Below are 12,327 nucleotides of genomic sequence, written 5' to 3'. Positions count from 1 at the left end.
ACTAGTTGGTATCGACGTGACAGTAACTGTAGAATCTTGTAACCTCACCATATGAACACAGCACTCACCTCACTACCCATGGGACAGTCTTCGTTGCCGTTCCTTAGCAGCGTAGCATCTGAAACAAACGAGCGAGTCGCGGATCTTACGTATATGGAGTTTCACGCTCTACTGATCATACCGCCGCTTGTTTTGTTTGCTTATCTAGCCCGTCGTCGTGATGATGCGTGGTGGGATCGTGAAGCACTCATTGGCATTGGAATCATGGTCATCATGGCGGTTGTATATACGACCCCATGGGATAGCTATCTTATTCAGGTTGGGGTCTGGGATTATCCAGCGAACGCAATTCAAGGCCGGTTCTGGTATATCCCTCCGGGAGAGTATCTGTTCTTTATTCTCCAGTCGATACTCACTAGTCTCATACTATACCAGTTTATTGACGTTAAATCGATGTCGTTGAATATCCCTCGTCGACAGCGAATTGGCGGAGCACTTGCTGGGTTTTTTGTCTCTGCCGTCGGGATCGTCCTGCTTTTCTGGCAGGATTCAACATTTTACATGGGAATGATACTGGCATGGGCTGGACCGGTCTTTGCTATCCAGTGGGCATTTGGCTGGCCGTATCTGGTCAAGGCTCGAAAGATGGTGATCCTTGGCATTGGTATTCCGACCACATACCTCTGGGTTGCTGACTGGCTTGCGATCAATCGCTGGGGCATCTGGTTCTTCGATTATACTTATCTGACTGGTATTGACCCACTTGGTCTACCAATTGAAGAAGCAACATTCTTCCTCGTAACAAATGTCTTCCTTGTCCAAGGTCTTGTCCTCTGGATGTGGCTATTGGACCGGATTGGCAAGCTTCAGAAAGACGTTGAACGTGATGTTCCCCGGATTACCCAGTTCTCCGACGACTAGATACTATCTTGACCTCCTCCACACGGCTGAATCCCTGTCTCTTACCCACAAATCACGTCGCTGTCGGGATCGATGAACTCGGCTGAAAATACCGATCTCTACGGATGTGACTCCCTCATAGAACGATTTTGCCGATCTTGTTTATCCGCATTTAGTCACTCCCTACCGCCGATATCACTGCCCAAATCGCTGCTCATCTCAATCTCTCGAGTACAAATCAGGGTCGACAGCGTCTGAAACGTCCGTTTGAGTCTCGCGAACTTATGGGTAAAAGACAGGGCTAAAGCCGATGGGCTTTCGCCTTGCTACCGCTGTAAGTTACGGAGATTATTCATAAATAATTTTCATAGAACGCTTAAAATATACGCCCGGAACACTAACGACCGGCATCATCCTGTGGCGGCACACCAAGTCAGCCGGCTAACCCTCGTGCCGGGCGGGTCGAAGTAACCAACTCTGAACTCAATCAGGTGTTGCGTGTTTGGGTTCTCTGCCATTCATCGTTGCCTTATAGCAGCTCGGACAGGGATTGAAACACGCAGTGATCTGAACCCGTGGAATATTTCCCGGGTTCACTTTCTATTACAGTCTCTATCATCTAATCCTTGTCGTTGATCGGCCATGTGTTTTTGATCCTTCGATCAGATCACAACCTTCGCTGTGAACTCATTCCGGGATCAAGCCCCGGGGCAGTCGCTTTGACTGCCTGTACAGTCAACGGGTAAAACACAAACAACGCAGGTGTCCATCAGATCTTTCTGATCACACGATATAGTCTGATTCTTTAATCTGGACGAAGTCCGTGTACCTATACCATAACTTTTGGAGCTTATATTTTCCAAATAGTGACAATCCTGTTAGCCCAGCGGATAACGATGGTTTCACGGCATTTCCGCTATCAGACTGGAGCTCCTTGGCAATACTAAATGCCTTATCCCAATCTGCTGGCTTGTAATCCCGGACAAACTCAGCAAAGATGATGTTTCGGATCACTTCGGTGCCGATAGCTGCTTTCCATGCATCATTGTACTGTTCTAAGCTATCGTTTGCCGCCAGATAGCCAGCAATTTTTCCTGTTCGCATCGCAGTATGGTATCCGCCCTCATGGAATGCGGAGGTTGAGCCCATTGCCCCACCGGCTACGGCGATGTTTGCGCCAACTGGCGAATCAATCGGTTTTGTTGACGAGATTGAGTATGTCTCGGTACCCTTTCGTTTCCCGCGTGACTCAACGCGTGGGAAATCAGAGATGTCGTACTCTGGATACTCCCGCTCAAGTAATCGTTCAATGTACGTTTGTGGTGACGGGAGTTCGTCATCGTCGTAGTCAACGAGCGTGTAGGAACTTGGCTCTTCCACGTCGTCGATTCCCAATCCAATTGGCATTGTTAGTCCAATTCGTGCAATGTTTTCATCATTTGGGAATACCCATGGGTACGCGGTTTCACCCGGTATTGCACCCCACCAAAACCGCAGTGTATCATCTTCAAAGAGTTCTTCAGGAACTCGTCGGTGTTCCTGATATGCAATATGATTTGCATCTTGTGTTCCAAGATAGTCTGTACTTGTCTCATCTACTGGAAGCAGATCATCAAGCGTCCCATTTGTAATCCGACGCTGTGGGCCATCTGCAAGGATCAGTGATTTGGCGATCACTTCCTCGCCAGTTGAGAGTTGTAGCCGATGTTCCGGAATCGCTCCCTGATCAGGATTAACACTCCGAACGCTGGTTCCCACTTCAAGCTCTGCACCAGTTTCTTTGGCCTGTTCATGGAGCCAGTCGTCCATTTTCACTCGATTAAACGTAAATCCAAACGACGGATGTGTACTATCGATTCCTGTACGGTCAATCACCAGTTCTTGCTGCGGACTAACGAAAGCCGCTTGCTCAAGTTCTCGCAGAATAACGTCGTCTGGCACGCTATCATAGTCCAGATCGGCGATGTCAACCCAGTAATCTAACAGTGCTGCAGCATCCGTTGAGTCTGGGCCGGGACTATCTCGATCTTCGCGAGGGACTCCAGATTCAAACAATATTGTTCGTGCACCTTGCTGTGCGGCAACCCGAGCAGCACAGGCTCCGGCTGGTCCGCCACCGACGATTGCCACATCATACCGGTCCATGTATTATATGGGGTGATGCCAAACAATAAAGACCATTATCTTCCGATTGCCCGGACTATTTTTCTGTCCTGCCTGTCCCACATCTTCCCGATTGCAAACTCTTAGATAGGCTCGACTGTGATGTTCTGGTAGAATATGTTGTCGACAGCGGCGCTTATTGGTGGAGCAATTCTTGTTGCCATTGTTCTGACCGAGGTACTATATGTACTCTTTCTACTTGCTCTCCGGCTAGTCGGCATTGATGTTACGATTCGTCCAGCGCTGGTCCCCGAATCACTGCTCAGGAAGTGAATCTTTGCTGATTAATTTCTGCACGTTACTATTGATCCTCTCAAGAATCAAATGCCGACAGCTGTGCTTGTTGTCCGGAAGCAAGTGTTGATTTTCGGTAGAGTCGCTGGTTTGAAACTGGCAATTGGTCAAGAACAGTAGAAACAGCTGACTGGAAACTCTCAGCGATTGCAGGCTGGTTTTCTGCAAATGCATTTCTGACAGCTTCCCGTATCGGCCAGACACCAACTGGTGCCCAGTATTCGTCTGTTACTTCACGCAGCACGAGACATGTTGCCTGTCGGTCTCGATCCGTGAGATGCTCAAGAACACCCAGTCGGGCGGCGTAGTATGCTCCAGAGGTTTCATCAACGTATGACTGACGGCCTTCATATCCTTCGCTGTCAGCCATCAGCAGATGCTGCGATCCCTCTGGATTCCACACTGAGTTTGGCGCCTTCAGCTCAACTAACTCAAATTCCCACTGTCCCGGGCCGAGAATGATCCAAAATCGGTTGCCCATATACTCATTATACCAGACCTCAACCTGATCGATTGCTGTTGTATTGTAAATCTGTCCTCGTAGAAACTCTCCAATTTGATCGTCGACAGCTGTGATCGACCATCGAGTTGGCACGAGTCGCCGCTGGTCTCCACGGCCAAGTGCGCCGGCTGAGAGGATATTATTGATTTCATAGACGTCAAATCCTCTTCGGTACAGATACCGCATTGCGCCCCCTGCTCGCCAGTCGTCATCTTCCAATGTCTTCTGTACTGGACGTGGAACACGTGGATTTTCGGTTAAATTCACTGACTGTGCCGTTGCATCCGGCCCTGTTGGGGTTGTCACCTCATCCATCGAAAAATCAATTTTTGGTCGGTTCTCAAGCCCAATCTCAATATCGACTGGACGATCTGCAATTGCAACCTCTCGTTGAGCCCCGACAAATCCGTCCCAGACATCGTTTACATCAACTGATGCTTCCCGTCGTGAATTTACAAGCCCGGTTCGTCGCTGGAGGACTTCGGATACCCCAAGTTCCTTATTGTACCATTTGCCAGACGTTGCATACTCTGCAGCATTTGTTTCATCACCAACTGGGGAGAGAACACCTGTTGATACCGATGGGTATCCTGATCGACCAACGAATATCTCAGGCGCAGTGGATCCGACCAGTGTATCACCCTGTAGGTGCTCCGTGACCCGGGTTTCAACGTCTTCGAGGTATTCTGTAATCTGATATGATTTCTCTTTTGCGAGTCGACGCTTCTTGGCCGACTCGTCTTCTTGAAAATCTTCAATAAATTCCCCCAGTCGCATCTATTGGTAGTAATCACTGATTGTGCAAGTTACTTGCGGGAGAATAATGCGCAGTGCGACTATTTGAGCCCTACTGATAGCTAGCCGTGGATGCCCATTGCTTCGATCTGCTCTTGATACCGATTCCGGATCGTCACTTCTGTTACTTGCGCGACGTCAGCAACTTCGCGCTGGGTTTTCTTTTCATTACATAACAGTGAGGCGGCATAGATCGCGGCGGCGGCGTATCCTGTTGGTGATTTCCCGGATAACAGGCCTTCCTCTGCGGTTTCCTCGATAATTTCATTTGCCTTAATCTGTACTTCCTCACTTAGCTCCAGTTCAGAACAGAATCGGGGGACATACTTCTTCGGATCGACTGGTCTCATCTCTAAGCCAAGCTCTTGAGAAATATAGCGATAGGTTCGACCAATCTCTTTGCGGTCAACACGTGACACGTCTGAAATTTCCTCTAAGCTACGGGGGATCCCTTCCTTTCGACAGGCCGCATACAGCGCCGAGGTTGCAACACCCTCAATTGATCGCCCACGAATAAGATCCTCTTTGAGTGCACGCCGATAAATCACGCTTGCAACTTCTCGTACAGATCGTGGCACGCCAAGTGCTGATGCCATCCGGTCAATCTCCGATAGTGCAAACTGAAGGTTCCGCTCGCCTGCATCCTTCGTTCGGATTCGCTCCTGCCATTTCCGCAGTCGGTGCATCTGACTCCGCTTTTTTGAAGAAATTGACCGCCCATAAGCATCTTTATCTTTCCAGTCAATCGTCGTCGTCAACCCCTTGTCGTGCATTGTCTGGGTCGTGGGTGCCCCGACACGGGATTTTTCTTGTCGTTCTTTATGATTGAACGCCCGCCATTCAGGACCTGGATCGATTTTTTCTTCCTCGATTACAAGCCCGCAGTCTTCACAAATTAACTCACCGCGATCAGAACTTTTGACCAGATTTGTTGATCCACACTCATTGCAGGTTCTGACATCCTCGTCCCCTTCTTCTTGCTCGATTACTTCTTCTGTCTCCCGCTGACGCGTAGACCGTGTCATCGCATTTATATAGTAGTAAGATTGTCGGACTTAAAGCTTTGCCAGATGTTTTGTATTAGCCCTTCACGTTGTGAAAATTTGTATGAAAGCGTTATGATTGTCTGATCAGAATGCCTATGTCTGTTCATTTATATATCCCATATATGCCGGTTGTTGATGTTGATCCAGCGGTTGCCCGTCGTCGGCTTGAAGAGGCAGATATTGCTGTTACGGAGGGTAATACTGAACATGAGCAGTGGCGCGCAGAAACTGATGATGCTGTTGCTGTCGCGTATGATGACTCAGTTGTTATTCAGGGACAGAATCCCCAGCGACTGCAGGCAGTGATCTCTGATACTGCTGGCCGTGCTCATCTATATTTTGATGGTGCAAGTCGTGGGAATCCAGGTCCTGCAGCCGTTGGATGGGTTATCGTCACATCTGATGGTATTGTTGCGGAAGGGAGTGATACTATTGGAACCGCAACCAACAATCAGGCCGAATATCAAGCATTGATCGCTGGCCTGGAGGTTGCAAGTGAATACGGGTTTGATGAACTTCAGATTCGAGGTGATTCAGAACTTATTATTAAACAAATCCGTGGTGAGTACCAAGTCTCTGATCCAACGTTGCGTGAACACCGCGTCACAGCCCACGAACTACTCAGCGAGTTCTCCGATTGGGAACTGACTCACGTACCGCGAGAAGTAAATAATCGCGCTGACTCACTAGCAAATGAGGCATTGGATCATGGCTGAGCTACCAGACGATGTTCAACAGGAGGCCTTTCGCCTCACAAAGTTGATCGAGCGCACTGGCAACCCTGACGAGCAGGATGCCTATCAAGAGCGTCGTGATAAACTACTTGCCGAGTATTCATACACCGCCCGTATTCGAGAGGATGACTCCGGCCGTACGCTTGTCTGTTACCCAGAGGAGTGGGTTGTCGATGGCACTGTCTATCCAGATCGGATCGATGATATCGACCGTGGTGTTGAACTCCCGCTTTCTGGTACAGGTGATCCTGACGAGTGGGATTCTGTCTGGGAGCATAATCGATTACTTGCCGAAGAGATTAGAGAAGAACACGGTGAAATTCATGGCGACAATATCACGGCTCTTGCTCAGTTTGCGAGCAATCACTATGCCAAACCAATTGAGTCACTTACCGAGCAGGAGCTCGCAGAATTCAAAGAAGAGTATTTCCCCCGCAATGCGTGGCCATCCCAGAACCAGCAAGACGCAATTGATGAGTCGATTTCACTGATTGACTTCCAGTAGTTCGCCGCGTTTGTCCCCTTTCTTTGTTTGGTTACAGTGTCTCGTTAACGACGTCTGTTACTGCCTTTTTGTGTTCGTCAGTCGCTCCGAGATTTTCGAGTACCCATTCGAGATCATCGAGTAACGCCGCTTTGCCAGGCTCTGTCAATTGATACTCGTTTGTGCGTCGGTCCCGCTCACCTTTTTTAATATATCCAGCATCAACTAGCTCATTCAGATTTGGATACAACCGCCCATGGTTTACTTCTCCGCCGTACCGGTCTTCGAGTTCCCGTTTTAACCCGAGGCCATAGTTTGGCCCACGCGCAAGAACTGCCAAGATATCTCGCTGGAACTTGGTTAGTTCAAGATTGCTAGACGAAGGTTCTGTTGACACCTGCGACATGATGATGTGATACAGTGTTCTCCCATTTATATATCTTGTTGAATTTTGCAATTGTTCAAATTTGTTGCACAACAACACGAGTCACGAAGTTCGTTTAGCAGCCGTTGAAACTCCAAACGTGTTCTTCTGGATTCGATACATAATCATACTCAGAGCAGGTCTGCTGCGCGTCCCGGACTGAATAATGCAATCGTATCATCAACGGTTCAGAAAATATCGGCCAAGTGCCTCGAGGAGTGTCCACCGAGGCAGTTGACTGGTAGCGTCTTCACCATCCGATGCCGAAACGCACTTTTAGGCATCTATCGGAATAACACATATGGTTAACAAGTGGGAAGAACTTGAGACGGGACCGAATCCGCCAGAAACGATTTATGCCATTGTTGAGTGCTTGAAGGGCGAGCGAAACAAATATGAATATGAAAAGGACATTCCCGGTGTTGTTCTTGACCGGGTCCTTCACTCGAATGTCCACTATCCGAGCGATTACGGGTTTATTCCTCGCACATACTACGACGATGAAGACCCATTCGATGTCTTAGTTCTTGTTGAGGACAAGACATTCCCGGGCTGTGTCATTGAGGCGCGTCCAGTCGCACTTATGAAAATGGATGACGACGGTGAGCAGGACGATAAGGTCATTGCCGTCCCAACTGAAGACCCACGATTTGATGTGGTACAGGATGTCGATGATATCACTCAGCAGGAGCGTGACGAGATTGCTGAGTTCTTTGAGACCTACAAGAACCTTGAGGAAGGCAAAGAAACGACCGTTATCGGCTGGGAAGATGCCGACGCAGCCAAGGATGCCATCGAACATGCAATGAATCTATACGACGAACACTTCGATAGTCCGCGGGCGTGATCTGATAGAAGCTTATCAAAACCTCACGGGCTTCATCCGTGGGAGGAAGTCAAACCTGAGCTGTAGTATAGGCGTGTCATCGCCTTCTTTTTGTAGTGTGTTGATCTGTCTCATAATCCATAGTAATCTCTCTACGCATGATATGTATTATAATTATGAGTAATCTTTTAAGTATTAATGTATAATGACTAATCAGAATGTCAGCCAAACGCCCCGACTCAAATGCAGACACGACTGGTCCGCCACACATTAACCATCCGACCGTTGTTCCCGAAGAGGCTCAGTCGATGGACGAAGAGTCGGAAATATCGCTTGATGAGGAATAACCGGCAGATATGCTGCTTTACTCTGCATTTTTTAGTGACCATGGTGATGTTCGGTTATCTGACACAGCCCGCTTGTAACGCTAACATTGATGTGGTTACTTCTATAAATGCGTGATATACATGGGGCTATTTGACCGAATTCGTGGAGGCGGAAATCCCCGCGTTGCCTTCATAGGGATTGATGGTGTTCCGTATAGCTTTCTCTCTTCGCACTTTGATGAGCTTCCTAACCTCGCTGCACTCGCTGACGAAGGCACTGCTGGTCCAATCGATAGTATTGTGCCTCCGGAGTCCAGTGCATGCTGGCCAGCCTTAACAACTGGCAAAAACCCAGGTCAGACCGGCGTATATGGCTTTCAGGATCGAGAGGTTGGATCGTATGATACGTATGTCCCGATGGGCCAAGATGTACAGGCTGAGCGCGTTTGGGATATCGTTCAGCAGACAGACCGTGACGCAACTGTGATGAATGTACCTGTCACGTTCCCTCCTCAGCGTGAACTACAACGGATGGTGTCTGGATTCCTTTCTCCTGAACTTGAGAAAGCAGCTCATCCTGATTCACTTAGGAAGTTCCTGAAATCCATTGATTACCGGATCGATGTTGATGCAAAACTTGGCCATCAGGACGACAAATCTGATTTCATCGACGATGCGTATGCAACACTCGAAAAACGAATGGAAGCCTTCGAAAAATATCTACGGGCGGATGACTGGGATCTGTTCTTTGGGGTGTTTATGACTCCTGATCGAGTGAATCATTTCCTATTTGGCGATTATGAATCCGATGGCAAGTACGCAGATGAATTTATCGAGTTCTATCGTACACTCGATGACTATATTGGCCAGATTCGAGACATGCTGCCGGATGATGTGACACTTATTGTTGCCAGCGACCACGGGTTCACTACGCTTGAATATGAAGTTGATATCAACGCTTGGCTGCAGCAGAATGGCTGGCTCTCGTTTGATGATGACGATCCAGATGGACTAAGCGACATTACATCTGATACACGAGCTTACTCCCTTATCCCTGGGCGACTCTATCTTAATCTCGACGATCGTGAACCTCGAGGCTCCGTGCCAGGCGATGCTTATGATGAGGTCCGTGATGAGCTGGTAGAAGACCTACAATCGCTTGAAGGACCAGAAGGACAGCCAGTTTGTAAGCGCATTGTTGAAAAAGAAGATGCGTTCCGTGGCGAACATGCTTCTATTGCGCCTGACTTGACGATCATTCCGAACAATGGCTTTGATCTGAAAGCTGAATTTACCGATGATACCTCCGTCTTCTCCACAGGCCCGCGTAATGGCATGCACACGTTCGATAATGCCTCGCTGTTTATTGACCATCCAGAGGCTGAGATCAAGGACACTGATTTGCTTGACATTGCACCGACGATTCTCAAACTACTGGAAATCGACTATAATCGCTCAAAATACGACGGTGCAGCACTATTGTGATTTTTCGATAGTCCGATTTCTCTGTTTTTGTTTGTTATCGCTTGAATAGTTATGTCGGATCTAAATCTTAGCGTTTATCATGCTTCCGTACATACATCTGCATGCGACCGACTGAGGTCGTGAGCGCGGGTAGCCAAGCCTGGAAACGGCGCAGCGCTTAGGACGCTGTCCCGTAGGGGTCCGCCGGTTCAAATCCGGTCCCGTGCATCCAATCTTTTTCTGTTTGCTATAGAGTCTCTCTCCGTGGCGCTCAAGGAACCATCCACACCTCTTTGAGTGATATCCACTTGACGTGAGACTGCATAGCTCGTGCAGCAATATGTCGGCTACCTCCACTGAAATCCACTAATGCTCTATACGGGTTTTCTTCTTATAACTACATATTATATAAATAACAAGAATACATATCACCTTTTAAGAATAATGTCCGAATTAGACACTACGGCGGTCGGCAGTGGTATTGCCCTTGGTGCTGGTGTCGGTGGGACAGCTGGCACCTTGGCCGGCCAAGGTGTTGCCCTTGGTGCTGGGTTTGGTGCAGGAACTGGCATCGTCATTGGTGCATTCATTGCCCGACTTGCTCCACGGATTGCATCTTCTGATCGGCAACGACTCTCTCTCATTGCTAGTGGTCTGGTCATTGGTATTCTTCTTGGTGCCATTGTCGGTGCAATTGCTGCGTGGGGAGTAGGTGAGACGACCATGTCTGGTGTTCAGGTTGGAACCATCAGCGGAGGAGTGCTCGGCGTACTGATCGCTACTGTTACTGCCTTGGGTTCTCATAGTGCGTAACTTGACTGCAACGGCTGAGTAGCCAACTGGTATTTTGATGTTTTGAGCGGAGTGATTTTGACTGCGCAGCACGTACTCTAGTTCATGGATTGGATGACTACAACCGTTACACAGATTGAGGATGTTGGACCAGATGCACTCGCTATTACTGCTAACACCCCAACCAATTTTACTGCTCAACCAGGACAATTTGTTCGAGTCCGTGTTGAGCGCCCTTCTGGCTCTGTTGATAGATACTACACGGTCTCATCTCCATTTGTTTCCGAAACGTTTGAAATGACAGTCACAATCGACCCGGGCGGTGAACTTTCCCCGTGGTTTGAAACGCTGTCTTCAGGCGATACAATACAGTTTAGCGGTCCATTCGGAGCTACATACTACACCGATGAAGAACATACAATAGCTCTTGGATCTGGCCCTGGTATCGGCCCAGCGATCGCTGTTGCAGAGCGAACTCTTGCGGAAGGCGGCACAACGACAGTTGTTTGTCATGGAGAGGGTATCCTGCATGAATCCCGGCTTGCAGACCTTGCCGCCAACGGGAGTTCTGTGTACTTTACTGACTCAGATGAGCGGTTCACTGAAACAGTTGCTTCCCTTCATGAGACTAGTGTATCTGTATTTGTGTATGGATTTTCGTCATTTACTGAGTTGGCCAAGCAGACACTTGACGAAGCTGGATATCCAGCAGAGAATGTTTCCATTGAGAATTTTGGATAACTGTAGTTTGACATATTTGCATTTTTATTACTGCTAACCCACTCTCCTGATCATTCCCCTTTATTAGCAAGCTTATACATTCGTGTTGCCGCTGCTAGCAATAGTGGTAATAATGTTAGGATCACAGCGCCCCATGCAGCAAGTTGAAATGCACTTGCACCGCCAAACATCGGCGTTTCGTATGCAACCGGGATCAGTGTATGGTGTGGCCGAATCGGCACCCATTCATGTGTTTCTCCGACAATTGGGATGAAATAATCAACCGTTAGATCGATCGTGTACCAGCCAAGTGCAACCAGAATAGCGTCAAGTCGAAACTCTGCAATCCGATGTAACACGAGTGCTTGCACAACCATCCCAAGATGACTGACAAAGAGAAATACATACATCGGGGTACTTGTCGTCTCAAGGAAGGCATCCGAGAATACTGCAAGTGTCCATGGTGTCCATAGTCCGAGCTTGATGTTCCCGAAAAAGGCGAGCATTGCTAGATACTCGCTGTGGTTATCAGTTACCCATAGGAGTAGTGTGACTGCAATAAACAATGTCGCAAGTGGGCTATCCGGTACAAACGGCCACATTACTGAAGGAGTCATTGAAAACTGTGGCAGATAGTAAATAAATCCAAATACCGTGCCAAGCAGGTTAATAACAATTACCGGCCAGACTAGTCGCAGTCCCCAGCGTTCAATTATTGCCGGAATTGGAGCAACCCACTGTGGTAGTGACTCCCGATCTGGGATCTTTTTTGAGCTAAGATAGATGTCAGACACACTTCATACCATGTTAAATTCCATCAAATCATTATCGGTTCTTTCCCGGTATCTGGGCTTTCT

14 protein-coding genes and 1 tRNA gene are annotated in these 12,327 nt (G+C 48.3%); 10 read left to right on the top strand and 5 right to left on the bottom strand.

Going from position 1 to position 12,327, the window contains the following annotated elements; translation table 11 throughout:
* The first annotated feature begins 51 nt into the window (after window positions 1-51).
* On the top strand, window positions 52-921 hold the full coding sequence (locus tag K0C01_RS01975; protein ID WP_255568344.1) for a lycopene cyclase domain-containing protein: 870 nt from the start codon (window positions 52-54) through the stop codon (window positions 919-921).
* A 762-nt stretch (window positions 922-1,683) separates the two neighbouring features.
* On the opposite strand, the gene K0C01_RS01970 is transcribed toward K0C01_RS01975, so the two are convergent.
* The gene (locus tag K0C01_RS01970; protein ID WP_221170399.1) at window positions 1,684-3,045 is read right to left on the bottom strand and encodes an NAD(P)/FAD-dependent oxidoreductase; all 1,362 of its coding nucleotides are present in this window, start codon (window positions 3,043-3,045) and stop codon (window positions 1,684-1,686) included.
* A gap of 135 nt (window positions 3,046-3,180) precedes the next feature.
* On the opposite strand from K0C01_RS01970, the gene K0C01_RS01965 reads away from it, so the two are divergent.
* A complete protein-coding gene (locus K0C01_RS01965) occupies window positions 3,181-3,336 on the top strand; it encodes a hypothetical protein (RefSeq protein ID WP_221170398.1) in 156 nt (51 codons plus the stop codon).
* A 40-nt stretch (window positions 3,337-3,376) separates the two neighbouring features.
* Here the strand turns inward: K0C01_RS01965 and nreA are convergent, their stop codons facing one another.
* Entirely contained in the window at window positions 3,377-4,636 is a 1,260-nt protein-coding gene (gene nreA / locus K0C01_RS01960; RefSeq protein ID WP_221170397.1) for a DNA repair protein NreA, read from the bottom strand.
* An 80-nt stretch (window positions 4,637-4,716) separates the two neighbouring features.
* Window positions 4,717-5,679 (bottom strand): transcription initiation factor IIB, encoded by a 963-nt coding sequence (locus K0C01_RS01955; RefSeq protein ID WP_221170396.1) that lies wholly within the window; start codon window positions 5,677-5,679, stop codon window positions 4,717-4,719.
* A 143-nt stretch (window positions 5,680-5,822) separates the two neighbouring features.
* Here K0C01_RS01955 and rnhA point away from each other — a divergent pair, with 143 nt between their 5' ends.
* Together rnhA and K0C01_RS01945 are read left to right on the top strand one after the other, a co-directional pair.
* Window positions 5,823-6,416, top strand: a complete 594-nt coding sequence (gene rnhA / locus K0C01_RS01950) for a ribonuclease HI (RefSeq protein WP_221170395.1) — start codon at window positions 5,823-5,825, stop codon at window positions 6,414-6,416.
* Entirely contained in the window at window positions 6,409-6,939 is a 531-nt protein-coding gene (locus K0C01_RS01945) for a DUF7108 family protein (RefSeq protein ID WP_255568343.1), read from the top strand. The genes rnhA and K0C01_RS01945 overlap by 8 nt, the downstream gene beginning before the upstream one ends.
* Window positions 6,940-6,970: 31 nt before the next feature.
* On the opposite strand, the gene K0C01_RS01940 is transcribed toward K0C01_RS01945, so the two are convergent.
* Window positions 6,971-7,324 carry a PadR family transcriptional regulator gene (locus K0C01_RS01940; protein WP_221170393.1) on the bottom strand — a complete coding sequence of 118 codons (354 nt, stop codon included), beginning with the start codon at window positions 7,322-7,324 and terminating at the stop codon, window positions 6,971-6,973.
* Between the two features lie 319 nt (window positions 7,325-7,643).
* Here K0C01_RS01940 and K0C01_RS01935 point away from each other — a divergent pair, with 319 nt between their 5' ends.
* The 6 genes from K0C01_RS01935 to K0C01_RS01915 all read left to right on the top strand — a co-directional run bounded on the left by K0C01_RS01935 (window position 7,644) and on the right by K0C01_RS01915 (window position 11,491).
* On the top strand, window positions 7,644-8,189 hold the full coding sequence (locus K0C01_RS01935) for an inorganic diphosphatase (RefSeq protein ID WP_221170392.1): 546 nt from the start codon (window positions 7,644-7,646) through the stop codon (window positions 8,187-8,189).
* 197 nt (window positions 8,190-8,386) lie between these two features.
* Window positions 8,387-8,515, top strand: a complete 129-nt coding sequence (locus K0C01_RS12635; RefSeq protein WP_255568342.1) for a hypothetical protein — start codon at window positions 8,387-8,389, stop codon at window positions 8,513-8,515.
* 120 nt (window positions 8,516-8,635) lie between these two features.
* Window positions 8,636-9,979: an alkaline phosphatase family protein gene (locus K0C01_RS01930; RefSeq protein WP_221170391.1), complete on the top strand. Its 1,344-nt coding sequence runs from the start codon at window positions 8,636-8,638 to the stop codon at window positions 9,977-9,979.
* 123 nt (window positions 9,980-10,102) lie between these two features.
* Window positions 10,103-10,186, top strand: a tRNA-Leu gene (locus tag K0C01_RS01925).
* 216 nt (window positions 10,187-10,402) lie between these two features.
* Window positions 10,403-10,771 carry a hypothetical protein gene (locus tag K0C01_RS01920; protein ID WP_221170390.1) on the top strand — a complete coding sequence of 123 codons (369 nt, stop codon included), beginning with the start codon at window positions 10,403-10,405 and terminating at the stop codon, window positions 10,769-10,771.
* Window positions 10,772-10,855: 84 nt separating this feature from the next.
* The gene (locus K0C01_RS01915) at window positions 10,856-11,491 is read left to right on the top strand and encodes an FAD-dependent oxidoreductase (RefSeq protein ID WP_221170389.1); all 636 of its coding nucleotides are present in this window, start codon (window positions 10,856-10,858) and stop codon (window positions 11,489-11,491) included.
* Window positions 11,492-11,541: 50 nt separating this feature from the next.
* Here the strand turns inward: K0C01_RS01915 and K0C01_RS01910 are convergent, their stop codons facing one another.
* Entirely contained in the window at window positions 11,542-12,264 is a 723-nt protein-coding gene (locus K0C01_RS01910; protein ID WP_255568341.1) for a DUF1405 domain-containing protein, read from the bottom strand.
* Between the last annotated feature and the right edge of the window lie 63 nt (window positions 12,265-12,327).

It is taken from the genome of Salinarchaeum sp. IM2453 (genome assembly GCF_019693215.1).
In the GTDB taxonomy this organism is placed as follows: domain Archaea; phylum Halobacteriota; class Halobacteria; order Halobacteriales; family Salinarchaeaceae; genus IM2453.
Note: the sequence above shows the minus strand (reverse complement) of the source record. Positions and strands in the feature narration are given on the sequence as shown.

Coding starts and splice junctions, on each gene's coding strand:
- K0C01_RS01965 (WP_221170398.1), top strand. CDS start 3,181: ATGTTGTCGACAGCGGCGCTTATTGGTGGAGCAATTCTTGTTGCCATT.
- K0C01_RS01970 (WP_221170399.1), bottom strand. CDS start 3,045: ATGGACCGGTATGATGTGGCAATCGTCGGTGGCGGACCAGCCGGAGCC.
- K0C01_RS01920 (WP_221170390.1), top strand. CDS start 10,403: ATGTCCGAATTAGACACTACGGCGGTCGGCAGTGGTATTGCCCTTGGT.
- K0C01_RS12635 (WP_255568342.1), top strand. CDS start 8,387: ATGTCAGCCAAACGCCCCGACTCAAATGCAGACACGACTGGTCCGCCA.
- K0C01_RS01930 (WP_221170391.1), top strand. CDS start 8,636: ATGGGGCTATTTGACCGAATTCGTGGAGGCGGAAATCCCCGCGTTGCC.
- K0C01_RS01945 (WP_255568343.1), top strand. CDS start 6,409: ATGGCTGAGCTACCAGACGATGTTCAACAGGAGGCCTTTCGCCTCACA.
- K0C01_RS01935 (WP_221170392.1), top strand. CDS start 7,644: ATGGTTAACAAGTGGGAAGAACTTGAGACGGGACCGAATCCGCCAGAA.
- rnhA (WP_221170395.1), top strand. CDS start 5,823: ATGCCGGTTGTTGATGTTGATCCAGCGGTTGCCCGTCGTCGGCTTGAA.
- K0C01_RS01915 (WP_221170389.1), top strand. CDS start 10,856: ATGGATTGGATGACTACAACCGTTACACAGATTGAGGATGTTGGACCA.
- nreA (WP_221170397.1), bottom strand. CDS start 4,636: ATGCGACTGGGGGAATTTATTGAAGATTTTCAAGAAGACGAGTCGGCC.
- K0C01_RS01955 (WP_221170396.1), bottom strand. CDS start 5,679: ATGACACGGTCTACGCGTCAGCGGGAGACAGAAGAAGTAATCGAGCAA.
- K0C01_RS01975 (WP_255568344.1), top strand. CDS start 52: ATGAACACAGCACTCACCTCACTACCCATGGGACAGTCTTCGTTGCCG.
- K0C01_RS01940 (WP_221170393.1), bottom strand. CDS start 7,324: ATGTCGCAGGTGTCAACAGAACCTTCGTCTAGCAATCTTGAACTAACC.